This is a genomic window from Stenotrophomonas sp. 85239_Sma (assembly GCF_056481725.1).
In genome coordinates this window covers 4520670-4546659 of record NZ_CM151163.1, presented here as the reverse complement: position 1 = coordinate 4546659, position 25990 = coordinate 4520670, and the positions used below count along the sequence as shown (strand labels likewise).

Sequence of the window (25990 nt, the reverse complement as noted above, 5' to 3'; positions counted from 1 at the left end):
GACGGGGGACGCGGCGTGCCGGGTCCTGCCGGTGACAGGGAACGTACCGCCGCGCGCGCCGTGGCCTCATCAGGGAGCGGGACATGAGCAACGAATACGAGGGCGTCAGCCCGGACGGCACCCAGATCCTGGTGCACCAGCGCGAAAAGGACTTCGTGCTCGCCGTCGGCGAAGAGCAGCATATCGAGGCGATCAGCGCGCACATCGAGCGCCATCTCGGACCGATCGCCACGGTCCTGCACGAAATCATCTCCGACCTGGTGCACATCGACGTGCACGTGGTGCCTCCCAATGACCACTGCCCGCATGTGCGGCTGGTGACCTCCGGCATGAGCGATCTGCCGATGACCGTGCCCGCCGAGCTGGACGCGGACGTGCCGCGCTACATGGAACTGATGGTGACCCTGCCGGCCGAGTGGCCGATCTCGCAGGAGGCCTTCGAGGACGAGCGCAACTACTGGCCGGTGCGCCTGCTGAAGGGCATGGCGCGGCTGCCGCACGAGTACGACACCTGGCTGGGCTTCGGCCACACCATCCCCAACGGCCATCCCAGCGAACCCTACGCGCCGGGCGTCGGCTTCGACGGTGCCATCGTGCTGCCGCCGGTGACTGCTCCGGACGACTTCGCCGCACTGGAACTGGACGATGGCAAGACCATCAGCTTCATGTCCCTGGTCCCGCTGTACCCGGAAGAGATGGACCTGAAGCTGAAGAAGGGCGCCGAGGCGCTGCTGGACCGCTTCGATGCGAAGAAGATCCAGGACGTGATCGAACCCGGCCGCACCAACGTGGCCAGGAAGCGTTTCGGTTTGTTCTGAGACCGGTAACATCAGCGGCCTGAACTTCGTTTCCAGGCCCCTGTCATGACCATCCTGCTCACCGGCGCTGCCGGCTTCATCGGTGCCTACACCGCCCGCGCGCTGCTGGAGGCCGGCCACGCCGTGGTCGGCCTGGACAACTTCAACGACTACTACGACCCGCAGATCAAGCGCGACCGCGTGGCCGCGCTGTGCCCGACGCTGGACCTGCGCGCACTGGACCTGACCGACCGCGAGGGCCTGGCCGCGCTGTTCGACGAAGTGCAGCCGACCGCGGTGATCCACCTGGCCGCGCAGGCCGGCGTGCGCTATTCGCTGGAGAACCCGCAGGCCTACGTCGACAGCAACCTGGTCGGCTTCGTCAACATGCTCGAGCTGTGCCGCCACCGTGGCGTGCAACACCTGGTGTATGCCTCCAGCAGCTCGGTCTACGGCGATTCGGCCACGCCGCCGTTCTCCGAGGACCAGCGCGTGGACCAACCGCGCTCGCTGTACGCGGCGACCAAGGCCGCCAACGAACTGATGGCCCATACCTACGCGCAGCTGTACGGCCTGCGCGCCACTGGCCTGCGCTTCTTCACCGTGTATGGCCCGTGGGGCCGGCCGGACATGGCGCCGCTGCTGTTCTCGCGCGCGGTGCTGGCCGGGCGGCCGATCGACGTGTTCAACGAAGGCCGCATGCAGCGCGATTTCACACATGTTTCCGACATCGTATCCGGTATTCTCGGCGCCCTCGCGCATCCGGCCGACGGTCCGGTGCCGCACCGGGTGTTCAACCTCGGCAACCATACGCCGGTCGAGCTGGAGCGCTTCATCAGCGTGATCGAGCAGGCCGCCGGCCGCCCCGCGCAGAAGGTCTACAAGCCCATGCAGCCCGGCGACATGGTGCGCACGATGGCCGACACCCGGCGCGCACATGACGCTTTCGGCTTCGATGCGGTGACCCCGATCGAAGAAGGCCTGCCACCTGTGGTGCAGTGGTGCCGCGAGTATTTTGGTGATCGCGCCTGAGGATGGATCCTCACGCCGCGGGGTTCATCTTCGGATAACCTTGGTTTCGGAGAATGCGCGGTCTTTGTCCCCCCTTTGGCCGAGTGCCTTATGAGCCAACCCGAGCTTTCCGTCGTCGTCCCGGTATTCAACGAGCGCGACAATGTCGCCCCGCTGGTTGCCGAAATCACCGCTGCGCTGCGTGGGCGGTTGCCGTTCGAGATCGTCTACATCGACGATCACTCGCGCGATGACACCCTGGCGGTGCTGCAGGGCCTGAAGGCGACCACCCCGGAACTGCGCGTGCTGCACCATGTGAACCAGAGCGGGCAGAGCACCGCCGTGCGCACCGGCGTCAAGCACGCGCGCGCGCCGTGGATCGCGACCCTGGATGGCGATGGCCAGAACGATCCGGCCGATATCCCCAGGCTGCTCGCCGCGCGCGACGCCGCCGAGGCGCAGGTGAAGCTGTTCGCTGGCTGGCGCGTCAACCGCCAGGACAGCGGCAGCAAGCGCTGGGCCAGCAAGTGGGCCAACGCCATCCGCGCACGCATGCTGCGCGACGATACGCCCGACACCGGCTGCGGCATCAAGCTGTTCGAGCGCAGTGCGTTCCTCGATCTGCCGTACTTCGACCACATGCACCGCTACCTGCCGGCGCTGATGCAGCGTGCCGGCTGGAAGACCACCAGCGTGCCGGTCAACCATCGCCACCGTACCGCTGGTGTCTCCAAGTACAACAACCTGGGCCGCGCGTTGGTGGGCATCCGTGACCTGCGCGGCGTGGCCTGGCTGATCACCCGCAGCAAGCGCACCGCGGTGGAGGAGCGTTGATGGATCTGGAGCTGCACTGGCTCGACCAGCCGCTGACCTGGCTGTACTGGACCGGCCTGCATGTGACCGGCTGGAAGCTGATCGGCTACACCGGTGCGCTGATGTTCGGTGGCCGCTGGCTGGTCCAGTTCATTGCCTCCAAGCGTGCGGGCAAGCCGGTGATCCCGCGTCTGTTCTGGTACATGAGCGTGGTCGGCAGCCTGATGACGCTGAGCTACTTCCTGTTCTCGGCCAAGCAGGACTCTGTGGGCGTGCTGCAGAACCTGTTCCCGGCGTTCACCGCGCTGTACAGCCTGCACCTGGACATCAAGCACCGGGGCTGGAAGCGGGACAGGGCCAGCCACTAGGCGCCGGGGGCCCCATCCGGTAGCTGCCGACCTTGGTCGGCACATCTGTATCCCGGCCTGGCCCATCCACGCATGGCGTGGATCTACCGCATGCCCAGGCAGGACCTTCGTCCCATGCCACGGGCCGTGCGCGGTGCCATGATCGGGGTCTGCCTTCCCGGGAACCTGTGCTCGTGAAAACCCGTCTTGCCGTTGCCCTGCTGATCGCCCTGTCCGCCCCCGCCGTGGCCCTGGCCGCGCCTCCCGCCACCGCCGCACCGGCCAGCGTGGCCACTGAATCGCCCGCCGACGCCGCCTTCCGCGCGCTGTACGAGAAGGAATGGAAGTGGCGCCAGCAGGGTGGCGGCGAGGCCAGCGAGGACGAGGACGCCCCTGCAAACGCCACCCGCATGCCCGACGTCGGCCCGGCCGCGCAGCAGGCGCGCCTGAAGGTGTGGGACGAGACCCTGGCTGCACTGAAGAAGATCGACCCGAAGACCCTGTCGCCCGACAACCAGATCAACTACGCGATCTACCGCGATCAGGTGTTCAACCTGGCCGAGGAAGTGCGCCTGCGTGGTTACGAGATGCCGTTCAACGCCGACTCCTCGTTCTGGTCCAACCTGTCCTTCATGGCCCGGCGCGAGATGAAGACCGTGCAGGACTACCAGAACTACATCGCACGCCTGAACGATGTGCCGCGCTACTTCGGCCAGCAGACCGAGAACATGCGCGCCGGCCTGAAGCGTGGCTTCAGCGTGCCGCGCGCGGTGCTCGATGGCCGCGAAGTGTCCATCGCCACCGTCGCCGAGCTGAAGGACCCGACCGATTCGCCGCTGTACGCGCCGTTCAAGAAGCTGCCCAACAGCATCCCGGCCGCAGAGCAGGCCAGGCTGCAGGCGCAGGCGCGTGAAGCGATCAGTGGCAAGGTAGTGCCGGCGTTCCAGCAACTGCGCACCTTCTTCGTCAACGAGTACGTGCCGCAGGCGCGTACCACCCTGGCCGCCGAAGCGATGCCGGACGGCAAGGCGTACTACAAGCAGCAGATCCACGAATACACCACGCTGGACCTGTCGCCGGACGAGATCCACCGCATCGGCCTGGATGAAGTCGCGCGCATCCAGAAGGAAATGAACGACATCATCAAGCAGGTGAAGTTCAAGGGCAGCTTCGCCGAGTTCCTGGCCTTCCTGCGCACCGATCCGCAGTTCTATGCGAAGACGCCGGAAGAGCTGCTGTCGCGTGCCGCGTGGATCTCCAAGCGGGCCGATGGCCAGCTCGGCAAATACATGACGCTGCCGCGCGCGCGCTTCACCATCGTGCCGGTGCCGCCGGACATCGCCCCGTTCTGGACCGCCGGCCGCGGTGGTATGGGTACCTACTGGCTCAACACCTACAACCTGCCGTCGCGCCCGTTGTACAACCTGCCGGCGCTGACCCTGCATGAATCCGACCCGGGCCACTCGCTGCAGGGGGCGATTGCCGCCGAGCAGAAAAACCTGCCCGAGTTCCGCCGCAACACCTACATCTCTGCCTATGGCGAAGGCTGGGCGCTGTACTGCGAGAAGCTGGGCGTGGAGATGGGCATCTACGAAACCCCTTACGAGGATTTCGGTCGCCTGACCTACGAAATGTGGCGTGCGGCGCGCCTGGTGATCGATACCGGCGTGCACAGCAAGGGCTGGACCCGCGAGCAGGCGCTGGCCTACCTGCGTGACCACACTGCGCTGAGCGAGCATGAAGTGACCACCGAAGTGGACCGTTACATTTCCTGGCCGGGCCAGGCGCTGAGCTACAAGCTGGGCGAGATCGCCATCGTGCGCCTGCGTGCGCAGGCAGAGAAGGAGCTGGGCGACAAGTTCGACATCAAGGGTTTCCACGACACCCTGCTCAAGCAGGGCTCGGTGCCGCTGCCGGTGCTGGAACAGCAGATCCAGGCGTACATCGCCGAACGCAAGAAGGCCTGACCGTTGTGTGATCGGGTCAGAGCCCCGCCCGTCGGGCGGGGATCCGACCCGCATGGGGTCGGATCCCTTTCCCACGGAAAGGGCTCCGACCCCGGCATCACATCATCCCACCGCCCTCGGCTTGGCCACCCGTGCCGCGAAGGTCGGCAGCACCAGCAGGGTCAACACGGTGGCGGTGATCAGGCCACCGATCACCACCGTTGCCAGTGGCTTCTGCACCTCGGCACCGGAACCGCTGGCGATCGCCATCGGAATGAAGCCGACGATGGCCACCAGCGCCGTGGTCAGCACTGCGCGGATGCGGCTGGAGGCGCCGTTGATCGCCGCCTGCAGCGGCAGGTCACCGGCATCCAGGCGCTCTCGGATCGCCTGCATCAGCACCAGGCCGTTCAAGGTGGCCACGCCGGAGACGGCGATGAAACCAACCGCCGCCGACACCGAGAACGGCATGCCACGCAGCAGCAGCGCGAGGATGCCGCCGACCAGCGCCAACGGCACGCAGCTGAACACCAGAATGGCCTCCTTGCCGCTGCGCAGGGCCATGAACAGCAGGCTGCCGATCAGCAGGAACACCACCGGCACCACCGTTGCCAGCCGCTTCTCGGCACGCTGCAGGTTCTCGAACTGGCCACCCCAGGTCAGGTAGGCGCCCGGCGGTAGTGCCACGTCGGCCACCGCCGCCTGCGCTTCACCCACGAAGCCGCCGAGGTCACGACCGCGCACGTTGGCCTGCACCACCACGCGGCGGCTGCCGTTGTTGCGGCTGATCTGGTTCGGCCCTTCGCTGACCGTGATGCGCGCGACCGACGACAGCGGAATCACCAACCCCGACGGCGTAGCGATCGGCAACGAAGCCAACTGGTCCGGATCGTTGCGCGAGGCATCGTCCAGGCGCACCACCACGTTGAAGCGGCGGTCGCCTTCGAAGATCTTGCCGGCCGCGGTACCACCAATGCCGGTGGACAGTGCATCGCTCACGTCCGCGGCGGTCAGCCCGTACTGTGCCGCTGCAACGTGGTCGATGGCCACGTTGAGCGTGGGCAGGCCGGAGATCTGCTCCACCCGCACGTCGGCCGCGCCATCCACTGCACGCAGCTTCAACGCCACCTGGTCGGCCACCTTCTGCAGCTGGCTGAAGTCATCGCCGAAGATCATCACCGCCAGGTCGGTACGCACGCCGGAAATCAGTTCGTTGAAGCGCAGCTCGATCGGCTGGCTGAACTCGAAACTGTTGCCCAGCTGCTGCCCGGCCAGCTTCTCGAAGCGTGCCACCAGTGCATCCTTGCCGAGCTTCGGATCCGGCCAGTCCTTGCGTGGCTTCAGCACGATCACGCTGTCGGAGATGTTGGTCGGCATCGGGTCGATCGCTGCCTCGGCGGTACCGGTACGCGAGAACACGGTTTCCACCTCCGGCTGTTTGGCAATCGCCTTTTCCAGTGCCAGCTGCATTGCCAGCGACTGCTCCAGCGACGTCGACGGCACGCGCAGGGCCTGCATCGCCACGTTGCCTTCGTCCAGCGTCGGCATGAACTCGCGGCCCAGCAGCGAGAACGAACCGATACCCACCACCATCATCATCACCGCACCGGCCAGCACCGTGCGCGGATGCGCCACGGCCTTGCGCACCACCGGTTCGATGCGCGCACGCAGCACGCGGATCAGTTTCGTCTCGTGCTCGCCATCATCGGCATGCGTATCACCGTCCTTCACCTTGGGCTCGCGCACCAGCAGCGCGGCCATCGCCGGCACGAAGGTGAAGGAGAAGATGAAGGCACCGACCAGGGCCAGCATGAAGGTGGCTGCCATCGGGTGGAAGGTCTTGCCCTCCACGCCTTCCAGGGTGAGGATCGGCGCGAACACCAGCAGGATGATCAGCTGGCCAAAGGCCGCGGGGCGCGCCATCTTCATCGCCGAATCGGCGGCCACGCGCAGGCGTTCCATCGCGGTCAACGCACGGCCCAGTTCGGCGCGGCGCTGGCCCAGCATCAGCAGCGTCGACTCGACCACGATCACAGCGCCGTCCACCAGGATGCCGAAGTCCAGCGCACCCAGGCTCATCAGGTTGCCGCTGATGCCGAAGCGGTTCATGCCGATCACCGCGAACAGGAACGACAGCGGAATCACCAGCGCGGTGATCGTCGCCGCACGCAGGTTGCCCAGCAGCAGGAACAGCACCACCACCACCAGCAGCGCGCCCTCGGTGAGGTTCTTGGCCACGGTCTTGATGGTGGAATTGACCAGCACGCTGCGGTCCAGCACCGGTGCGGCCACGATGTCGGCCGGCAGCGATTTGTTCACCTGCTCCAGGCGCGTCGCCGCGGCCTGGGCCACGGTGCGGCTGTTGCCGCCGGCAATCATCAGCGCGGTACCCAGCACGGCTTCATGGCCGTTGCGGCTGGCCGCACCCAGGCGCGGTGCGTGGCTCAGCTCGACCTCGGCCACATCGGCCACGCGTACCACCACGCCATTGCGGGTGGCTACCGGGGCCTGTGCCAGATCGTCGGTGGTCAGCGCCAGGCCGTCGGCACGTACCACCAGGCCCTCGCCGGCACGCTGCACGAAACCGGCACCGGCCTGCACGTTGGAACGCTGCAGGGCAGTGACCAGATCGGCCAGGCCGAGGCCGTGCGCGGCCAGCTTGGCACTGTCCGGATGCACGCCGTATTCCTTGACGTAGCCGCCGACCGTATCGACGCCGGCCAGCCCCGGGCTGGAACGCATCTGCGGCGCGATGATCCAGTCCTGCACGGTGCGCAGGTAGGTGGCACGTTCTTCCGGCGTGCGAAGCAGAGTGCCTTCCGGCGTGCGGTAGACCTCGCCGGCCTGCCAACCCGCTTCACCGGGCTTGGCCAGCTTGGCCGGATCGAACGCGGTGAAGTCCACCGTCCACATCAGCACCTCGCCGAGGCCGGTGGTGACCGGCGACAGCATCGGCGACGCGCCATCGGGCAGGTCTTCCGATGCCTCGCGCATGCGTTCGGCCACCTGCTGGCGGGCGAAGTAGATGTCGGTCGCATCGGTGAAGATCGCGGTGACCTGCGAGAAGCCATTGCGCGACAACGAACGCGTGGTGGTCAGGCCGGGAATGCCGGCCAGCGCGGTTTCCAGCGGGTAGGTCACCTGCCGTTCGATCTGCTCCGGCGTCAGCGCCGGTGCCACCGTGTTGATCTGCACCTGGCGGTTGGTGATGTCCGGCACCGCGTCGATCGGCAGCTTGCCCAGCTGGAACAGGCCCACGGCGGCGATCAGCGCCGCCATGAACACCACCAGCCAGCGGTGGCGTACCGCTGTTTCAATGATCAGCTTGAACATGGTCGCCTCCTCAGTGGCCGTGCTCGGCTTCGCCCTTGGCCAGTTCGGCCTTGAGCAGGAAGGCGTTGGCACCGACGATGCGCTCGTTGCCGGTCAGGCCACCGAGGATCTCGATGCGGTCGCCGGCACGGCGCCCGGCCAGCACCGGCTGCGCCTTGAAGCCGCCGTCGACGGCGACGAACACCGCGCTGCTGCCATCAACGTTCTGCACCGCATCGGCGGGCACGCTGAGCGAGCCATCCTGGCCATCAGTGACGACTACCGCCGATACCGGCGATCCGGCCGGCGGCAGCGAAGCGTCCACCGGCGTGGCACGGATCACCGCGACGCCACCCTGCTGGCGCACGTCGGCGGCCGAACCGGTGACGGTGGCGGTGAAACTGCCACCTGGCACGCTCACTTCCAGCTTCATGCCCGGCGTGACCTGCGCAGCCAGCGCCGGCGGTGCGGTGAACACCAGCTCGTTCATTGTCGGGTCGGCGACGTCGGCCACCGCGCTGCCGGCAGCAACCACGCCGCCCGGGGTGACCTGCACGTTGCCGACGATGCCGGCCACCGGGCTGGTGATGCGCACGCGGCCACTGGCATCGGGCGCCCCGTTGGCGGCGGCCTGTGCCTGCGCGGCGGCGGCCTGGGCCTGTGCCGCCAGCGAGCGCGCGCGCGAGGCCTCCAGTTCCTGGCGGGCGACCACGCCCTGGTCGACCAGCGCCTTGTCGCGGCCATAGGCCAGGCGCGCGGCCTCGGCTTCGGCCGATGCGGCCAGCGCATTGGCGCGGAACACCGCGGCCTCGCCACTGACCACGATGGCCAGCGCCTGGTTCTGCCTCACCGCGGTGCCCGGCGCGACCAGCACGCGCTCGACGCGACCGGTCACCGTGGAGGCGACCGAGGCGCGGGCGCCCACCGACGGTTCGACCCGGCCGGACAGGCGCGTGGAGCCACCGCCACCGCGACCGATCGCGACCACTTCGATACCGGACGCCTTGATCTGCTCAGGGGTCAACTGCACGACACCCTCATCCGCATCGGGGGGTGCCTTCGCGGATTCGGCCTTGGCTTCCTTGCTGTCGGTCGCGTGGCCATGGCCATCGTCGGCGCCCGCCTTGGCCGCGGCGGGGTCTTCATTTGCAGGTGTCTGCGCGTTGCCAGCGCAGCCGGCCAACAGCACGGCCAGCAGCACGGCGCCGATCAGCGGGAAAGTACGGGAGAGAGTCATGGGGCCTCCACAAAAGGCGCGCGCCCTTCAAGGCGGGCAAGATCGATTTCCGCGCCGACGCGCGACAGGCGCGCGTCCACGGCAGTGCCGCGGGCGGCGATGAGGGCGCTGCGCGTGCTGCGCAGTTCCAGCTGCGAGATGCGTCCGGCGTCGAAGCCGACACGGGCCAGGCGATACGCCTCCTCGGCGGCGGCCACGCTTTCATCGGCGGCCCGGGTACGGCTGCCGGCGGCCTTCAGCCCGGCCACGGCGGCAAGGCGTGCGGCCTCGCTGTCGCGGCGCTGCTGGTCCAGGCGTGCCTCGGCCGCGCGCTGGTCGGCATTGGCGGCGCGGATGCCACCGCGGTTGCGGTCGAACAGCGGGATGCTGAGGCTGACCCCGAGGGTGTAGGCACGCTCGCCGCCTTCGCGGAAGCGGGTCTGCGCGGCGGTGACGCTCAGATCGGGCAGGGCGCGCTTGCGCTCCACGTCGACCAGCTTGCCGGCCGCATCGGCTTCGGCTTCGGCGATGCGTACCGCCAGCGCCACATCGGTCGCACCCCGTGGCAGCGGCGGTGCACGGTCGAGCAGGCTGTTGTCGATCGACTGCACCGGCGTATCCAGCAGCGCGGCACCGGCGAGGCGTGCCAGCGCGGCGTCGCGGAACGCCTGCGCCTCATCCAGCGCGGCGCTGGCGTTGGCCACTTCGCTCTGCGCCTGCACCGCGCGCAGTTGCGGTTCGCGCCCCTGCTTGACCATCGCGTTGACGGCGTTGGCGTCATCGCGGGTAAGGGTCAGCGCCTCTTCGGCCAGGGAATAGCGGCGCAGTGCACTTTCCGCCTGTGCGTAGACCACCGCCAGCTGGCTGGCCACGTCGCTGCGGCTTTGGGCACCACGCAGGTTGGCGGCCTGTGCCTCGGCACGGGCGGCACGGACACGCGCGCCACGCTGGCCCCAGACCTCCAGCGGCTGGGACAGGGTGAGTACGGTATCGGCCTTGCCCATGCCGCCATAGGAGCCGGTGCCCCAGGCGTTCTCGGCCGAGTAGGAGAGAGAAGGGTTGGGCAACGCACGGGCCTGGTCGGCGCGCGCGTCGGCCGCCTCGGCCAGCGCCGTACCGACGCGGGTGCCGGGCAGCTGGTCCAGGCGTTCAAGCAGGGTGTCGTAGGAAGGGGCGGCTTGCGCCATCACCGAAGCCGCCGGGGCCAGGCCCAGCAACACGGCGACGACCAGCCCGGCCGCGCGCGGCGACCGAGGTGTCAGGATCGACATAGGGGGATTCCGGTTGTGAGTGAAACGGGAGCCCGCGATTGCGGGACGCGCTCAACTCACGCCCGGGGGGGACGTGTCAATTCATCCTGGGCGACCGCATAGGTCGCCACGTCGCCGGCATTCATCCAGCGCGCCGGCAGTGGCGTACCGAAGACGGCGAAATCATTTGCTGGCAGGCTCAGCGTGGAGTGATGGCAGTGGTTATGCGTGCAGGCACCGGTGTGCTTGCTGTCGCTGTCGTCGCCTGCATCGTCCGCCAGGGACTCGACATGGGCGCTGCTGGCATGCGGTTCCACCGCACACACCAGTGCGTCGGCCACCGGCACGACCACGAATGCCGCCATCAGCAGCATCATCAGGTACGTACGCAGTTGGCGGGTGATCCGGCGCATGGAGGGGAGGCTAGCAAGCGGTTTTCGCCGGATACAATATCAATGGCCACCTCGGGAATCCGTCGGAATCTCCCGTTCAGGTGGGCGACTTGGGGGCCTCCTTCTGCCTTGGTGGGTGCTGAACTTCTGCTCTGGTGGGTGTCGACCTTGGTCGACACGCTTTTCGACCCCCGACACATCGCCGGCCAGCGGCCGGCACTACCGCCGGTCTGCGGGCAGCTTCGCGATCACCTTGATCTCGAACTGGAACCCATACAGCCAGGTCACGCCGATACCGGTCAGGGTCGGGTGCGGCGCCTCGCCCCAATACCCGGGCACGATCGCCCAGGCCTTCTCGAAGTTCGTTTCCGGATCGATCAGGAACACGGTCACGTCGACCACGTCATCGAAGGTGCAGCCGGCGGCGGCCAGCACCGCGTTGAGGTTCTCGAAGGCGCGGCGCACCTGGGTTTCGAAATCCGGCTCGGGCGAACCATCCTCGCGGCTGCCGACCTGGCCGGAAACGAACAGGAAGCCATTGGAACGGATCGCCGGCGAGTAGCGGTTGCGTTCGTACAGGGCCTGGCGCCCGGCGGGGAAAACGACATCTCGCTGTGACATGGGGAAGATCCCGTGGGAGAAAATGCCATCCTCCTCGTCGCCGCTGTCTGGATAAACCGCGATGATCGGCCTAGATTGATTGCCAATCCCAAACAATCATGGCCCGCCATGGACCGTTTCGAGGCGATGCGGGCATTTGCCCGCGTGGTGGAAACCGGCAGCTTCACCCGCGCCGCGCAGACCCTGCAGATCAGCCGCACTACGGCCACGCAGCTGGTGCAGCAACTGGAGGCGCACCTGCGGCTGCGCCTGCTCAACCGCACCACCCGGCGGGTCAGCGTCACCGCCGACGGCGCGGCCTATTACCCACGCATCGCCCGCCTGCTGGCCGAGCTGGAAGAGGTGGAGGGCGGGCTGGGCGACGCGGCCACCCAACCGCGCGGACGCCTGCGCGTGGATGTGCCGGGGCCGTACGCGCGGTTGCGGCTGGTGCCGGCGTTGCCGGATTTCCAGGCGCGCTGCCCGGAGATCCAGCTGGACATCGGCGTCAGCGACCGCGAGGTCGATGTCATCGCCGACAACGTCGACTGCGTGATTCGCGGCGGTACCCCGGCCGACCCGGCGCTGGTGGCACGGCCGTTGGCTGCGCTGCCGATCGGTTTCCACGCCAGCCCGGGCTATGTGCAGCGCTTCGGGTTGCCTGCCGACCCGCGCGCGCTGGACGGGCCGAACCACCACATGGTCGGCTTCCTCAGCCCGCGCAGCGGCCGGGCGCGGGTGTTCAGTGCGCAGCGCGGCGATGAGCGCATCGAGGTGCAGGGCCGCTACACGGTCGGCTTCGATGATGGCAACGCTTATCTGGCCGCTGCGCTGGCCGGCCTGGGCGTGGTCGCGCTGCCCAGCTACATGGCCGATCCGCACGTGGCGCGCGGTGAGCTGCTGCCGGTGCTGCAGGACTGGCAGCTGCCGCCGATGCCGATGCACGTGATGTTCCCGCCGAACCGGCACATGAGCCAACGGCTGCGGGTGTTCATCGACTGGGCGGTGGAAACGCTGGGGTGAGTGCATCGGTCGCGTGCGAAAATCCCGACGCACGTACCGGAGAACGCATACCCTGATGAGTCGCATCGTTGCAGTGGATACCGAAACCACCGGCATCTCCCACCGCCTGGGGCACCGGGTCATCGAAATCGGTGCCGTCGAACTGATCGATGGCCAGCTCAGCGGCGGTCAGTTCCACACCTACCTGCAGCCGCAGCGCAAGGTCGACTGGGGCGCGCAGCGCGTGCATGGCATCAGCGATGCGATGCTGGTGGGCAAGCCACTGTTCTCCAGCAAGGCCGCTGAACTGCTGGATTTCCTGCGCGGCAGCGAGATGGTCGCGCACAACGCCACCTTCGATGTGGGCTTCCTGGACAACGAGCTGCGCCTGGCTGGTATCCCCGGCACGCTGGCCCAGCATTGCCGCATCACCTGCAGCCTGAAGCTGGCGCGCGGGCGCTGGCCGGGCCAGGGCAACAAGCTGGACGATGTGCTGCAGCGCCTGCGCATTCCCGGCAACCGGGGCCTGCACGGCGCGCTGAAGGATGCCCATCTGCTGGCCCAGGTGATTCCGCACCTGCGTTGAGGCCTGGCCGCTGTTACATCGGCCGCAACCAGCGCTCGATCATTGCCACGCCACATGCCACCCCGTCCTCATCGCCCATCGCTACGCCCAGAGCCGCCGCGCGTGCGCGTGTTGCTTCGGTTTCAGCGAAGGCGATGGCTGCTGCCAGCGTTGCTGCATCCAGTCGTGTCGGTGACAACGGTGCCGGTGCCACGCCCAATCGATACAGGCGATCGGCCCAGAAGAACTGATCCGCGGCGAACGGCATCACCAGCGAGGGAATGCCGGCGCGGCAGGCCGAATGCGTAGTGCCGCTGCCACCATGGTGGATGGCGAGTGCGCAATGCGGGAACAGTGCTTCGTGTGGCGTCGGGCCGAGCACGAAGACCGAATCGGGCAAGGTCATCGCAGGCAGTCCCATCCAGCCGGGGAACAGCAGGACACGCCGCGGTGCCAGCGCCTGCAGCAAGGCCGGCAGCACGCGATCGCGATCAAAGCCGGTCATGCTGCCAAAACCCAGGTAAACCGGCGGCGGGCCGGCATCGAGGAAAGCCTGCAGGCCGGCCGGGGGTGTCCACGGGGCATCCGGAAGCCGCCATTGGCCACAGACGATGTGGTCGGCTGGCCAGTCCGCCGGTGGCGGCAGCAGCTGTGGCGAGATGCCATAGAGCATCGGCAGGCCGGACCACAGCGAGCGGCGTGGCGATTGCCCCAGCTGCTTGCGGGCCTCGTTGATCGGCCGGCGGAACTGTCGCCAGATCAGGCCGTTGACCAGACCGTAGCTGGCCCGGTTCAACCAGCCCGGCGAGCGTCCAGGTGGCAGGAACGGGGAGCGGAAGGCACGCGTCGGGGTCAGCGGAATCATGCCGGTGCCGATCACCGGCAGACCCCGGTGTTCGCCCACGCTCATGCCGACAAAGGCCGCCAGCCCACCCGTCAGAATCGCGTCGCAACCCTCGGCCGCCGCATCCGCCTGGCGCATCCAGCCACTGACATGCTGCACCGCCATCCGTGCCAGGCCGGTACTGGCGGCGGCGACACCGTTGCCACGCGAGACCAGTGCGACCACTTCGTCATGGATGTCACCTTCCAGGGCCGCATGGGGCACATTCAGCGCCCGCGCGCTGCCCAGGGTGCCGCCGTCGGCCAGCAGTGTCACCTCGTGGCCTGCGCCAATCAGGCCATGGCAGAGCATGGCCAGGGGGCGTGTATCGCCTTCGGTTCCGTAGGTCAGGGCCAGCAGCCGCATGGAAAGCTCCGCATTGGACGGCGCCAGTATGGAGGCTGGCGAGAAGGGCTGGCACTGCCGCGTTCAGCCGCAGCCTGTGGGTAACTTGCGCAAGTGCTTGAACCCGTGCATAATGCGCGGCTCGCTGTGTCCGGTTTTCTACCGGGCGGCGCCCCCGGGAGCACGTCCCCGGCCGCCCAACGCTAGCGTAACCCTTTGATTCTCTTGACGTGTGGTGGGCAACCATCGAGGCCGCCGTCTCCCGGGCTACGGGCTGACAACAACTACTATCGAGGTGCGCAATGTCCCGCGTATGCCAGGTTTCCGGCAAGCGAGTGCAGACGGGTAACAACGTCTCGCACGCCAACAACAAGACCCGTCGTCGTTTCCTGCCGAATCTGCACGAGCGCCGTTTCTGGGTGGCCAGCGAGAACCGCTGGGTCAAGCTTCGTGTTTCCGCGCATGCACTGCGCACCATCGACAAGAACGGCATTGATTCCGTTCTGGCTGAGCTGCGTGCGCGCGGCGAAAAGGTCTGAGGAGTAAAGCATCATGGCAGGCAAGCGCGATAAGGTCCGTATGATTTCCTCGGCCGGTACCGGCCACTTCTACACCACGGACAAGAACAAGAAGAACACCCCGGGGAAGATGGAATTCCTGAAGTACGATCCGGTCGTGCGCAAGCACGTCCTGTACAAGGAAGGCAAGATCAAGTAATCCGCAAGGATGGCTGGTCCCCGCGAAGAAACCCGCCCTTGTGGCGGGTTTTTTCATGTCTGGCATCCAGATGGTGGGTGCCGACCGTGGTCGACACGCGGGTTCAAGGCAGTCGAGCGCGGCTCGACTCTACACACCCCGCTGGGCAGAATGGCCCATCACCTCCCGACGGGCGACACGATGCTGTTCGAGTGGTTGCTGGGTTCGTACCTGCTGCTGATCGACTGGCTGATCCGGCTGGTCGCGCTGTGCTGGATCCCCACCCGCACCACGCCGGGTGCGGCGCGCAGCTGGTTGCTGCTGGTCGGTTTCGTGCCGCTGCTGGGCCTGCCGCTGTACCTGCTGTTCGGCCACCCGTGGCTGTCGCGCGAGCGTATCCGCCGCCAGGCCGAGGCCTCGCAGGTGATCCGCGAGGAACAGGCGCTGCAGCATCGCCTGCGCTGGGCCCCGCGGCCGGACACCGCCTGCGCCGAGATCGTGCCGTTGGTGCAGCGCCAAGGCGACTTCATGCCGGTGCATGGCAACGCGGTCGACCTGCTGACCGACTACGATGAATCACTGCACACGCTGATCGCCGACATCGATCAGGCCGAAGACCGCGTGCACCTGCTGTACTACCTGATGTTCGATGACGCGGTGGGCGAGGCGGTGGCCGAGGCATTGCAGCGTGCGGCCGCACGTGGCGTGCAGTGCCGCGTGCTGCTCGACGCGGTCGGTGCCAAGCGCGGCCTGCGCGCCTACCGCAAGCGCCTGCAAGCGCGCGACATCGAAGTGCGCGCGATGCTGCCCGGTGGCCTGCGCTGGCGCCGCAGCGGGCGCATGGACCTGCGCAACCACCGCAAGATCGCGGTGATCGACAACGAAGTGGCCTATGTCGGTTCGCAGAACCTGGCGGGCCCGCAGTTCGTGCCCGGCCACCCGAACCGCGAGCTGGTGGCGCGCGTGCGCGGCCCGGCGGTGGCGCACCTGGAGGCGGTGTTCGCCAGCGACTGGTACATGGAAACCGGCCAGCGCCTGGACGTGATCGCCGATGTGCCCGAGTGCAGCGACGACATCGCCACCCAGCTGCTGCCCAGCGGCCCGGCCTATCCCTACAGCAACGCACGCGATGCGGTGGCGGCGCTGATCCACCTGGCACGGCGCCGGCTGGTGATGGTCACCCCGTACTTCGTGCCCGACGAAGCCACGCTGAGCGCCTTGCGCATTGCGGCGTTGTCCGGCGTGGACGTGCAGCTGATCCTGTCGGCCAGCAACAACCAGCGGCTGACTTCGTGGGCGCAGGAGGCGTACTACGACGAGTTGCTGCGCTGTGGTGTGCGCATCGCCCTGTACGAACCGCAGTTCCTGCACGCCAAGCACATGAGCGTGGACGAGGACATCGCCGTGCTCGGCTCGATCAACATGGATATCCGCTCGTTCGCGCTGAATGCCGAAATCGGCCTGATCTGCTACGACCGCGCGCTGGTCCAGCAGCTGTGCGCGATCGAGGACGGCTACCTGCGCGAGTCACGACAGCTGGACCTGCAGCAGTGGCGCAGCCGCCCCACGTGGCGGCGCAGCCGCGAAGGCATCGCACGCTTGGCCGATGCGTTGATGTGAGGCAAGGCCGGCCGCCCACTTCGGCAATCCGGCCTGTCATCGCCGATGACCTACAATCAGCACATGACTGATTCACCGCGTAATGGCGAACTGGACCTGGCGATCATCGGTGGCGGCGCGGCCGGGGTGCTGGTGGCGATCCAGGTGTTGCGCCAGGCCCAGGCGCCGTTGGTGCTGGCCATTTTTGAGCCGGCCTCGCAGCTGGCGCAGGGCATCGCCTATGCCACACCGTGGCCCGAACACCTGCTGAACGTGCCGGCGGCGAAGATGAGTGCGTTTGCCGACCAGCCCGGCGATTTCCTCGACTACCTGATGGTTGCCAATGCCTACCCGGGCGAGGCGCGCGAGGTGCTGGGCGAGCGCTACGTGTGCCGGCACTATTTTGCGGCCTACCTGCAGCAGCGCCTGCAGGAGGCCGCCGCCGCGAGCCCGGCGCAGCTCCGGGTGATCGCGCAGCCAGTGCTGGGCCTGCAGCCGGATGACCACGGCTACCGCCTGCAGCTGGGCGATGGCCACACGCTGCACGCCGCGCAGGCGGTGCTGGCCACCGGCAACAGCATGCGCCCGCTGCCGGTGGCCGGTGCCGATGCGCTGCCTGCCGACGATGTGATCGAGGCCTGGGACTACGACGGCGTGCGCACCCTGGCCGGCGAGCAGGCCGTGGCCATTGTCGGGTCCGGCCTGAGCATGGCCGACACCGTGCTGGCATTGGTCGCCGCCGGCCACACCGGCCCGCTGCACGTGATCTCGCGCCATGGCCTGCTGCCGTTGCCGCATGCGCATGGCGGCCTGCCCACGTTCGACCCGGCCACGTTGCTGCCGATGAACCTGCGCCAGCGCTTGCGCGCATTGCGCGGGTTCGCGCGTCAGGCGCAGGCCGACGGCCTGCCGTGGCAGGGCGTGATGGACCGCATCCGTCCGCACGGGCAGGCGCTGTGGTGCAGCCTCGATGAGGCCGACCAGCGCCGCTTCCTGCGCCATGTGGTGCGCTATTGGGACGTGCATCGCCACCGCATCGCCGAAGAGGTCGACGCACAGCTGCAGTCCCTGCAGGACAGCGGCCAACTGCGTATCCACCGGTCCCGCCTGCAGCGCGTCTGCCGCGAAGGCGATGCCCTGCAACTGTCCGGCCGCGATGCCTCGGGCAATGAACAGCAGTGGACGATCGGCGGGGTGATCAACGCCACCGGCGTGGAAACCCGTGCCAGTGCCTTGCGCAATCCGTTGTTGCAGCAGCTGCAGGCCGATGGGCTGGCACGCTCCGGCCCGCACGGGCTGGGCCTGGACAGCACGGTGCCGGGCGACCGCCTGTGTGCCGCCGGTGGCCAGCCGCAGGCACGGCTGGGCGTGCTTGGCAGCCTGCGCATCGGCAGCCTGTGGGAAAGCCTGGCGGTGCCTGAACTGCGTCAGCAGGCGCAGGCACTGGCCACCCAGGTGGTCGCAGGAGCCGCGACGGCGATGCCGTAAAATGGGGGCATGGATGTCTCCCACCTGCTTGATGGCCTGAACCCGGCCCAGCGCGAAGCCGTCTCCGCTCCCCCCGGCCACCACCTGGTGCTTGCCGGTGCCGGTTCCGGCAAGACCCGCGTTCTCACCCACCGCATCGCCTGGCTGCATGAAGTCGATGGCGTGCCGACCCACGGCATTTTCGCGGTGACCTTCACCAACAAGGCGGCCGGCGAAATGCGCCACCGCATCGATGCCCAGCTGCCCAACGGCAGCCGTGGCATGTGGATCGGCACCTTCCACGGTCTGGCCAACCGCCTGCTGCGCCTGCACTGGCAGGACGCGAAGCTGCCCGAAGGCTTCCAGGTGATGGATTCGGACGACCAGCTGCGGCTGGTCAAGCGCGTGGTGCAGGCGCTGGAACTGGACGACGGCAAGTACTCGGCCAAGCAGATCGCGTGGTGGATCAACGCGCAGAAGGACGAAGGCCGCCGCCCGCAGCACATCCAGCCCGAGCCGCACGACGCCTGGCTGGAAACCATGCGCCAGGCCTACATCGAGTACCAGGCACGCTGCGACCGCGCCGGTCTGGTCGACTTCGCCGAGCTGCTGCTGCGCGCGCATGAACTGCTGCGCGACAACCCGGCGCTGCTGGCGCACTACCGCGCCCGTTTCCGCGAAATCCTGGTGGACGAGTTCCAGGACACCAACGCCATCCAGTACGCCTTCGTGCGCGTACTGGCCGGCGATTCCGGCCACGTGTTCGTGGTCGGTGACGATGACCAGGCCATCTACGGCTGGCGCGGTGCCAAGGTTGAGAACGTGCAGGGCTTCCTGCGCGACTTCCCGGGCGCGCAGACCATCCGCCTGGAGCAGAACTACCGCTCCACCGCCAACATCCTCGGCGCCGCCAACGCGGTGATCGCGCACAACCCGGACCGCATCGGCAAGCAGCTGTGGACCGACAGCGGCGACGGCGAGCCGGTCGACCTGTACGCCGCGTACAACGAGATGGACGAAGCGCGCTACATCGTCGAGCGTGCCCGCCAATGGGTGCGCGATGGGGGCAGCTACACCGAAGTGGCCGTGCTCTACCGCAGCAACGCGCAGTCGCGCGCGCTGGAAGAAGCGCTGCTGAGCGAGCAGGTGCCGTACCGCGTGTACGGCGGCATGCGCTTCTTCGAGCGTGCCGAAATCAAGGATGCGCTGGCCTACCTGCGCCTGTTGTCCAACCGCAACGATGACGCCGCCTTCGAGCGCGCGGTCAACACGCCGACGCGTGGCATCGGCGACCGCACGCTGGACGAGGTGCGCCGCGAGGCGCGCGCGCAGGGCATCTCGCTGTGGGAAGCGACCATGCTGGTCACCCAGGGCAGCGCGCTGGCCGCACGTGCGCGCAATGCGCTGGCCGGCTTCCTGGTGCTGGTCAACGAGCTGCACGCGCAGACCGTGCACATGACCCTGGCTGAGCGCGTGGACCACGTGCTGGCCCGCTCGCAGCTGCGCGAGCACTGGAGCAAGGAAAGCCGCAACGCGCTGGACTCCGAATCGCGCACCGACAACCTCGACGAACTGGTCTCGGTGGCCTCGCGCTTCGTGCGCCGGGCAGATGATATCGAGGAAGTGGGCGAGGACATGGACGAGCTGGTCGCGTTCCTGGCCTATGCCGCGCTGGAGGCCGGCGAGGGCCAGGCGCAGGCGGGCGAGGACGGCGTGCAGCTGATGACCCTGCATTCGGCCAAGGGCCTGGAGTTCCCGCTGGTGTTCCTGGCCGGACTGGAGGAAGGCCTGTTCCCCAGCGCACGTTCGCTGGAGGAAAGTGGGCGGTTGGAAGAAGAGCGCCGCCTGGCCTACGTCGGCATCACCCGCGCGCGCCAGAAGCTGGTGCTGAGCTACGCCGAATCGCGCCGCATCCACGGCCAGGACAACTACAGCCTGCCGTCGCGCTTCCTGCGTGAGATCCCGCGCGAGCTGCTGCACGAAGTGCGCCCGAAGGTGCAGGTCTCGCGGCCGGCCTCGATGGGCGCCAGCCGGGTGATGGGCCACGCCTCGATCGAGGCACCGCCGATCAAGCTCGGCGCACTGGTCACCCATCCCAAGTTCGGCGAAGGCATGGTGACCGACTACGAAGGCAACGGCGCCCACGCCCGCGTGCAGGTCGAGTTCGCCGACGCCGGCAGCAAGTGGCTGGTGATGGCGTATGCCAACCTGACGGTGATCTGATCACCGTCGAGGGGCGGATCCCTCCCGCAGGGAGGGCTCTGACCCCATCGCGGAATGCACGTGGTTGGGGTCAGATCCCTTTCCCGTTGGAAAAGGGATCCGACCCCGATTAGGCTGCGGGCATGACCCGCAACGTGCTCTTCCTCTGCAGCCAGAACCGCCTGCGCAGCCCGACGGCCGAGCAGGTGTTTGCCGATTGGCCAGGCATCGAGACCGCCTCGGCCGGGTTGCTGGCCGATGCCGACGAAGTGCTCAGCCCCGAGCTGCTGCAGTGGGCCGACCTGGTGTTTGTGATGGAGAAGGCGCACCGCAACCGGCTGTCCAGCCGCTACAAGGCATGGCTGAACGGCAAGCGGGTGATCTGCCTGGATATTCCAGACGACTACGACTACATGGACCCGGTGCTGGTGGAGCTGCTGAAACGCAAGGTCACGCCGTTTCTGCGTTGACCGCGGTGTTGTAGAGTCGAACCCATGCTCGGCGGCTTCTGGTGGGAAAGGCAGCCGAGCATGGCTCGACTCTACAAAGGCAGTCGAGCAACCTCGACTCTACAATGGGGCCTGACATCTTCCAGGAACGCCCCCATGACCGAACCCACGCTGCACGTCACCGTGAAGTTGAACGCCCGGCTGCAGCCCGAGCATCGCCACGAACTGTTCGAGGATCCGCTTGACGCGTTGTTGCAGGCGGCCCGGGTGGGCGAGCTGACCGGCGGCGGCACCGCGATCTCCGACCTGGGTGAAGTCGAGTACGGTGATATCGAAGTTGCCCTGCTCGATGCTGATGGCGTGCCGAAGCTGATCGATCTGCTGGAACAGCTGGGTGCACCGAAGGGTTCGCAGCTGCAGGGTGCGGGCGAGGCCGACCGCAGCTTCGGCGTGACCGAGGGCCTGGGCATCTACCTGGACGGCCTGAACCTGCCGGACGACGTCTACGAACAGTGCGATTCCAACCACGTGTTCGAGCAGCTGTCGGAGAACATCGACGGCCTGGGCGAGATCTGCAGCTGGTGGCAGGGCCCGACCGAGACCGCGCTGTACATGTACGGCGAATCGTTCGAGGCGATGCGTGATGCGATCGCTGAATTCGTGGCCAGCTACCCGCTGTGCCAGAACGCACGCGTGGTGCAGATCGCCTGAGGGCGGAAAATGTGGAGCCGAGCCATGCTCGGCTCATGCATCCGAAGCCGAGCATGGCTCGGCTCTATAGAAGCAGCTTATCGGCTGGCTGGCTGACTGTCGGGCGTTGTCGCGCTGGGCCAGATCCTTGCCCAGGTAATAGCCGCCGCAGAACAGTACGAAGGCGGCGATAAGGCTCCACAAGATGATCCTGAGCGTTCTTGGTGGTGTCGGCTTGCTGTCCTGCATGCGGGTTCTCCCAAGGCGGCGCGCCGCCGCCCACCCAGCCTGCGCCTCAGTGTTCGGGTACGCAAGCTGGCGGTGGGCACAGGCCGCTGCGCGGCGCCGGATTGATCCTGCTCAAGGCGCGCTCTGCACATCCAGTGTGCAATGGTGGTGTTCCCATCTGGCAGACCGCCACGGAGCCCCACCATGTACAAGCGCATCCTGATTGCTACCGACGGGTCCGAGCTGGCCGACAAGGGCCTGGCCAAGGGCCTGGAGCTGGCCAAGGACCTCAATGCCGAGGTCGATATCGTGACCGTTTCCGAGCCGTGGGCTGTCGGCATGTACGACGCCATGGGCTGGAGCGTGGGCTACATGAACAGCCCTGAGTACAAGGCCGACCGCGAGGAAGGCGCGCAGAAGGTGCTGCAGCCGGCGCTGGCCAAGGCCGCCGAGCAGGGCATTACCGCCAACCCGGTGCACGTGCTGGACCGCTATGCGGCTGACGGCATCATCGAGACCGCCGGCGAGCGCAACAGCGACCTGATCGTGATGACCTCGCATGGCCGCCGTGGCGTGACCCGTGTGCTGCTGGGCAGCCAGACCGCCGAAGTGCTGGCGCGCAGCACCCTGCCGGTGCTGGTCATCCGCTGATACAAGCGTTCCCGGGGAGGGGACCCGACGCCGGCCGCAGGATGCGCGCCGGCGTTGTTTTTTGTGGGGCCGGGGGCATCCACGCATGGCGTGGATCTACTGGATCGCAGGGACCCGACCCCCGGTCACATCACCAGCTGTACAGCTTCCAGTACACCGGCGACACGCCGTCCTTGTCGTTGTCGAAACGGCCATCGCCGTTCTTGTCATACATGTAGAACGGCGCACCGCGCGATGGGGTCACCTTGACCATGCGCAGCTGGCCGGACACGCGGTATTCCTCGATCGTGTCACCGTTGTCCATGGTGCGCTTGGACACATCCGCGCCCTTGACGTCCACCGGGGGAGCGCCCGCGCCACCCATGCTGGCGCAGCCAGCGAGCAGGAGCAGGGAAGCCAGCATCAGGGTCTTCATCGGCGGCGCCTTTGCCTGGAAAGAGCCTTGATTATGCCCCATCGCCGGGTGCGCGCCGTGTCGTCGCGGTGCAGGCACGGGCGCGTAGAATCGGCGCATGAGCAGATTAGTCCTGATCGACGGGTCCAGTTACCTGTACCGCGCGTTCCACGCGCTGCCGCCCCTGTCCAACGCGCAGGGCGAACCCACCGGCGCGCTGTTCGGCGTGGTCAACATGCTGCGTTCCACGCTGAAGGAGCGCCCGGCCTACGTCGCGTTCGTGGTCGACGCGCCCGGCAAGACCTTCCGTGACGACCTGTACGACCAGTACAAGGCCAACCGCCCGCCGATGCCCGACGAGCTGCGCAGCCAGGTCGAGCCGATGTGCCGCATCGTCGAGGCGCTGGGCATCAGCATCCTGCGCATCCCCGGCGTGGAGGCCGACGATGTGATCGGCACGCTGGCGCTGCAGGGCCTGGCGCAGGACCTGAAGGTGACCATTTCCACCGGCGACAAGGACTTCGCCCAGCTGGTGCGCCCGGGCATCGAGCTGGTCAACACCATGACCGGCAGCCGCATGGATTCGGACGCGGCGGTGATGGACAAGTTCGGCGTGCGCGCCGACCAGATCATCGACCTGCTGGCGCTGATGGGCGACACCGTCGACAACGTGCCGGGCGTGGAGAAGTGCGGGCCGAAGACCGCCGCCAAGTGGCTGGCCGAGTACCAGCACCTGGAAGGCGTGATGGCGGCCGCGCCGACCATGAAGGGCAAGATCGGCGAGAACCTGCGCGCGGCGCTGGAGCGGCTGCCGCTGAACCGCGAGCTGGTGACCATCCGCACCGACGTGGCGCTGGACGCCAGCCCGACTACGCTGGCCCTGCGCGAGCAGGACGTACCGGAGCTGACCGAGCTGTATACGCGCTACGGCTTCACCCAGGCGCTGAAGGAACTGGGTGCGCCGCTGCCGGCACCGGCCGCCGCCAGCGAGGCCACCCCGAGCCTGCGCGGTACCGCCGCAGGCTTCGCCCGGGGCAGCGCCGAGGCACCGGCTGCCGGCACGCTGGATCCGGCGCTGGCCGCGCCGGGTGAGTACGAGACCGTGCTGACTGCCGAACAGTTGCAGGCCTGGGTCGAGCGCCTGCAGCAGGCGGACCTGATCAGCTTCGACACCGAAACCGATGCGCTGGACGCGATGCGTGCGCGCCTGGTCGGTATCAGCCTGGCGGTCGAGCCGGGCAAGGCGGCGTATATCCCGGTCGGCCACGATTACCCGGGCGCGCCGCCGCAGCTGCCGATGCAGCAGGTGCTGGATGCGCTGCGCCCGGTGCTGCAGGACCCGGCAAAGAAGAAGCTGGGCCAGCACGGCAAGTACGACCTGCATGTGCTGCGCCGCCATGGCGTGCAGGTGCAGGGCTACCACGACGACACCATGCTCGAGAGCTTCGTGCTCAATTCCACCGCCACCCGCCACGACATGGATTCGCTGGCCCTGCGTTACCTGGGCTACAGCACCCTCAAGTTCGAGGACGTGGCCGGCAAGGGTGCCAAGCAGATTCCGTTCTCGCAGGTGGGCATCGACGAAGCCAGCCGCTACGCGGCCGAGGACGCCGACATCACCCTGCGCCTGCACCACGCGCTGCAGCCGCAGCTGCTGGCCGAGCCGGCACTGGACAGCGTGTATCGCGACATCGAAATGCCGCTGGTGCCGGTGCTGACCACGATCGAAGCCAACGGTGTGCGGATCGACACCGACGAGCTGCGCCGGCAGAGCCAGGACCTGTCCTCGCGCATGCTGGCCGCACAGCAGAAGGCCACCGAGCTGGCCGGGCGCAGCTTCAACCTGGATTCGCCCAAGCAGCTGCAGGCGGTGCTGTTCGACGAGCTGAAGCTGCCGGCGGTGGTGAAGACCCCGAAGGGCCAGCCCAGCACCAATGAAGAGGCACTGGAGGCGATTGCCGACCAGCACGAGCTGCCGCGGGTGATCCTGGATTACCGGGGCCTGGCCAAGCTGCGCAGCACCTACACCGACAAGCTGCCGGAGATGGTCAACCCGGACACCGGCCGGGTGCATACCAGCTACCACCAGTCCGGCGCTGCGACCGGCCGCCTGTCCTCGTCGGACCCGAACCTGCAGAACATCCCGATCCGCACCGAGGACGGCCGCCGCATCCGCCGCGCGTTCATCGCCCCGGAGGGCTTCCAGCTGCTGGCGGCCGACTATTCGCAGATCGAGCTGCGGATCATGGCCCACCTGTCGGAGGACCCGGGCCTGGTGCGTGCCTTCGAGCAGGGCGCCGACGTACACCGTGCCACCGCTGCCGAGGTGTTCGGGCGCACGCTGGAGGAGGTGACCCCGAACGAGCGCCGCGCCGCCAAGGCGATCAACTTCGGCCTGATGTACGGCATGAGCGCCTTCGGCCTGGCCCGCAACCTGGGCATCGACCGCGGCCAGGCGCAGGACTATGTGGCGCTGTACTTCAGCCGCTACCCGGGCGTGCGCGACTTCATGGAGCGGATGCGGCAGCAGGCCCGCGATCAGGGCTTTGTGGAGACCCTGTTCGGCCGCCGCCTGTACCTGAACGACATTCATGCACGTAACCAGGGCCTGCGCGCCGGTGCCGAGCGTGCCGCGATCAACGCACCGATGCAGGGCACCGCCGCCGACATCATCAAGCGCGCGATGGTGGAGGTGGACCAGTGGCTGCGTGACAGTGGTGCACCGGCGCGGATGATCCTGCAGGTGCACGATGAACTGGTGTTCGAAACCGAAAGCAGTTTCGTCGAGGAGTTGCGTTTGCAGGTAGTCGAGCGCATGTCGCAAGCGGCCAAACTGCGGGTGCCACTGGTGGTTGATACGGGCGTCGGCAGCAACTGGGACGAAGCGCACTGACGTGTTTCGGGCCGAAAACGACGTGAACCTATTCATTCATCAGATGTTTCTGACTCGATCATGAATGTTGCCCTGATTGAGGTTCATTAAATTGGGTCCCTTCACGAACCGTTAGTGTTCGGAGTGCTTCTATAACTCCCGACAGGCGCAATGCCTGTTGTGGATCTCTCCCATCCCCTGGAGCAGATCTCGGAACGGGGACTCCTCCCCAAGTGCCCGTTCCCCGGCCCCGTTGACCTCCC

At 67.5% G+C, this 25990-nt stretch carries 24 protein-coding genes; 16 read left to right on the top strand and 8 right to left on the bottom strand.

Annotated elements, in window-relative coordinates; translation table 11 throughout:
- The first annotated feature begins 83 nt into the window (after positions 1–83).
- The 5 genes from ACYKG1_RS21130 to ACYKG1_RS21110 all read left to right on the top strand — a co-directional run bounded on the left by ACYKG1_RS21130 (position 84) and on the right by ACYKG1_RS21110 (position 4935).
- Positions 84–818 carry a suppressor of fused domain protein gene (locus ACYKG1_RS21130; RefSeq protein ID WP_100474810.1) on the top strand — a complete coding sequence of 245 codons (735 nt, stop codon included), beginning with the start codon at positions 84–86 and terminating at the stop codon, positions 816–818.
- A gap of 45 nt (positions 819–863) precedes the next feature.
- On the top strand, positions 864–1829 hold the full coding sequence (locus ACYKG1_RS21125; RefSeq protein WP_262084201.1) for an NAD-dependent epimerase/dehydratase family protein: 966 nt from the start codon (positions 864–866) through the stop codon (positions 1827–1829).
- A 90-nt stretch (positions 1830–1919) separates the two neighbouring features.
- Entirely contained in the window at positions 1920–2642 is a 723-nt protein-coding gene (locus ACYKG1_RS21120) for a glycosyltransferase family 2 protein (protein WP_100474808.1), read from the top strand.
- On the top strand, positions 2642–2989 hold the full coding sequence (locus ACYKG1_RS21115; protein ID WP_162292089.1) for a lipid-A-disaccharide synthase N-terminal domain-containing protein: 348 nt from the start codon (positions 2642–2644) through the stop codon (positions 2987–2989). The genes ACYKG1_RS21120 and ACYKG1_RS21115 overlap by 1 nt, the downstream gene beginning before the upstream one ends.
- Positions 2990–3162: 173 nt before the next feature.
- Positions 3163–4935 carry a DUF885 domain-containing protein gene (locus ACYKG1_RS21110; RefSeq protein WP_478471331.1) on the top strand — a complete coding sequence of 591 codons (1773 nt, stop codon included), beginning with the start codon at positions 3163–3165 and terminating at the stop codon, positions 4933–4935.
- A 102-nt stretch (positions 4936–5037) separates the two neighbouring features.
- Here ACYKG1_RS21110 and ACYKG1_RS21105 read toward each other — a convergent pair whose 3' ends face one another.
- From ACYKG1_RS21105 to ACYKG1_RS21085, 5 genes are all read right to left on the bottom strand, one after another.
- The gene (locus ACYKG1_RS21105) at positions 5038–8247 is read right to left on the bottom strand and encodes an efflux RND transporter permease subunit (protein ID WP_478471330.1); all 3210 of its coding nucleotides are present in this window, start codon (positions 8245–8247) and stop codon (positions 5038–5040) included.
- A gap of 10 nt (positions 8248–8257) precedes the next feature.
- Entirely contained in the window at positions 8258–9463 is a 1206-nt protein-coding gene (locus tag ACYKG1_RS21100; protein ID WP_262228009.1) for an efflux RND transporter periplasmic adaptor subunit, read from the bottom strand.
- Positions 9460–10713: a TolC family protein gene (locus tag ACYKG1_RS21095; RefSeq protein WP_478471328.1), complete on the bottom strand. Its 1254-nt coding sequence runs from the start codon at positions 10711–10713 to the stop codon at positions 9460–9462. Before ACYKG1_RS21095 ends, ACYKG1_RS21100 begins: the two co-directional genes overlap by 4 nt.
- 56 nt (positions 10714–10769) lie before the next feature.
- Positions 10770–11105 carry a hypothetical protein gene (locus tag ACYKG1_RS21090; protein WP_100474792.1) on the bottom strand — a complete coding sequence of 112 codons (336 nt, stop codon included), beginning with the start codon at positions 11103–11105 and terminating at the stop codon, positions 10770–10772.
- A gap of 198 nt (positions 11106–11303) precedes the next feature.
- A complete protein-coding gene (locus ACYKG1_RS21085) occupies positions 11304–11705 on the bottom strand; it encodes a RidA family protein (protein ID WP_478471326.1) in 402 nt (133 codons plus the stop codon).
- A 108-nt stretch (positions 11706–11813) separates the two neighbouring features.
- On the opposite strand from ACYKG1_RS21085, the gene ACYKG1_RS21080 reads away from it, so the two are divergent.
- Both ACYKG1_RS21080 and ACYKG1_RS21075 read left to right on the top strand, forming a co-directional pair.
- Positions 11814–12707, top strand: coding sequence for a LysR substrate-binding domain-containing protein (locus tag ACYKG1_RS21080; protein WP_478471324.1), 894 nt, complete (start codon positions 11814–11816; stop codon positions 12705–12707).
- A 55-nt stretch (positions 12708–12762) separates the two neighbouring features.
- Positions 12763–13272 (top strand): DNA polymerase III subunit epsilon, encoded by a 510-nt coding sequence (locus ACYKG1_RS21075; protein ID WP_478471322.1) that lies wholly within the window; start codon positions 12763–12765, stop codon positions 13270–13272.
- Between the two features lie 13 nt (positions 13273–13285).
- Here ACYKG1_RS21075 and ACYKG1_RS21070 read toward each other — a convergent pair whose 3' ends face one another.
- Positions 13286–14500, bottom strand: coding sequence for a glycosyltransferase (locus ACYKG1_RS21070; RefSeq protein ID WP_478471320.1), 1215 nt, complete (start codon positions 14498–14500; stop codon positions 13286–13288).
- 281 nt (positions 14501–14781) lie between these two features.
- Here ACYKG1_RS21070 and rpmB point away from each other — a divergent pair, with 281 nt between their 5' ends.
- From rpmB to ACYKG1_RS21035, 7 genes are all read left to right on the top strand, one after another.
- A complete protein-coding gene (gene rpmB / locus ACYKG1_RS21065; protein ID WP_005411638.1) occupies positions 14782–15018 on the top strand; it encodes a 50S ribosomal protein L28 in 237 nt (78 codons plus the stop codon).
- A gap of 10 nt (positions 15019–15028) precedes the next feature.
- Complete coding sequence (gene rpmG, locus ACYKG1_RS21060; protein ID WP_169411268.1) at positions 15029–15196, top strand: 50S ribosomal protein L33; 168 nt, start codon at positions 15029–15031, stop codon at positions 15194–15196.
- 180 nt (positions 15197–15376) lie between these two features.
- The gene (gene cls, locus ACYKG1_RS21055; protein ID WP_262228033.1) at positions 15377–16795 is read left to right on the top strand and encodes a cardiolipin synthase; all 1419 of its coding nucleotides are present in this window, start codon (positions 15377–15379) and stop codon (positions 16793–16795) included.
- A 45-nt stretch (positions 16796–16840) separates the two neighbouring features.
- Positions 16841–18262: an FAD/NAD(P)-binding protein gene (locus ACYKG1_RS21050; protein WP_262228005.1), complete on the top strand. Its 1422-nt coding sequence runs from the start codon at positions 16841–16843 to the stop codon at positions 18260–18262.
- Positions 18263–18271: 9 nt separating this feature from the next.
- Positions 18272–20464, top strand: coding sequence for a DNA helicase II (gene uvrD, locus ACYKG1_RS21045; protein WP_478471319.1), 2193 nt, complete (start codon positions 18272–18274; stop codon positions 20462–20464).
- Positions 20465–20586: 122 nt separating this feature from the next.
- Entirely contained in the window at positions 20587–20913 is a 327-nt protein-coding gene (locus ACYKG1_RS21040) for a low molecular weight protein tyrosine phosphatase family protein (protein ID WP_100474765.1), read from the top strand.
- Positions 20914–21048: 135 nt separating this feature from the next.
- Entirely contained in the window at positions 21049–21603 is a 555-nt protein-coding gene (locus tag ACYKG1_RS21035; protein ID WP_478471317.1) for a hypothetical protein, read from the top strand.
- 33 nt (positions 21604–21636) lie between these two features.
- Here ACYKG1_RS21035 and ACYKG1_RS21030 read toward each other — a convergent pair whose 3' ends face one another.
- Positions 21637–21831 (bottom strand): hypothetical protein, encoded by a 195-nt coding sequence (locus ACYKG1_RS21030; protein ID WP_478471315.1) that lies wholly within the window; start codon positions 21829–21831, stop codon positions 21637–21639.
- 183 nt (positions 21832–22014) lie between these two features.
- Here ACYKG1_RS21030 and ACYKG1_RS21025 point away from each other — a divergent pair, with 183 nt between their 5' ends.
- Positions 22015–22461, top strand: coding sequence for a universal stress protein (locus ACYKG1_RS21025; protein WP_005411629.1), 447 nt, complete (start codon positions 22015–22017; stop codon positions 22459–22461).
- Between the two features lie 130 nt (positions 22462–22591).
- Here the strand turns inward: ACYKG1_RS21025 and ACYKG1_RS21020 are convergent, their stop codons facing one another.
- A complete protein-coding gene (locus tag ACYKG1_RS21020; protein ID WP_100474755.1) occupies positions 22592–22876 on the bottom strand; it encodes a DUF2782 domain-containing protein in 285 nt (94 codons plus the stop codon).
- A gap of 97 nt (positions 22877–22973) precedes the next feature.
- Between ACYKG1_RS21020 and polA the strand changes: the two genes are divergently transcribed.
- Positions 22974–25748 carry a DNA polymerase I gene (gene polA / locus ACYKG1_RS21015; RefSeq protein WP_262084214.1) on the top strand — a complete coding sequence of 925 codons (2775 nt, stop codon included), beginning with the start codon at positions 22974–22976 and terminating at the stop codon, positions 25746–25748.
- Positions 25749–25990: the final 242 nt, after the last annotated feature.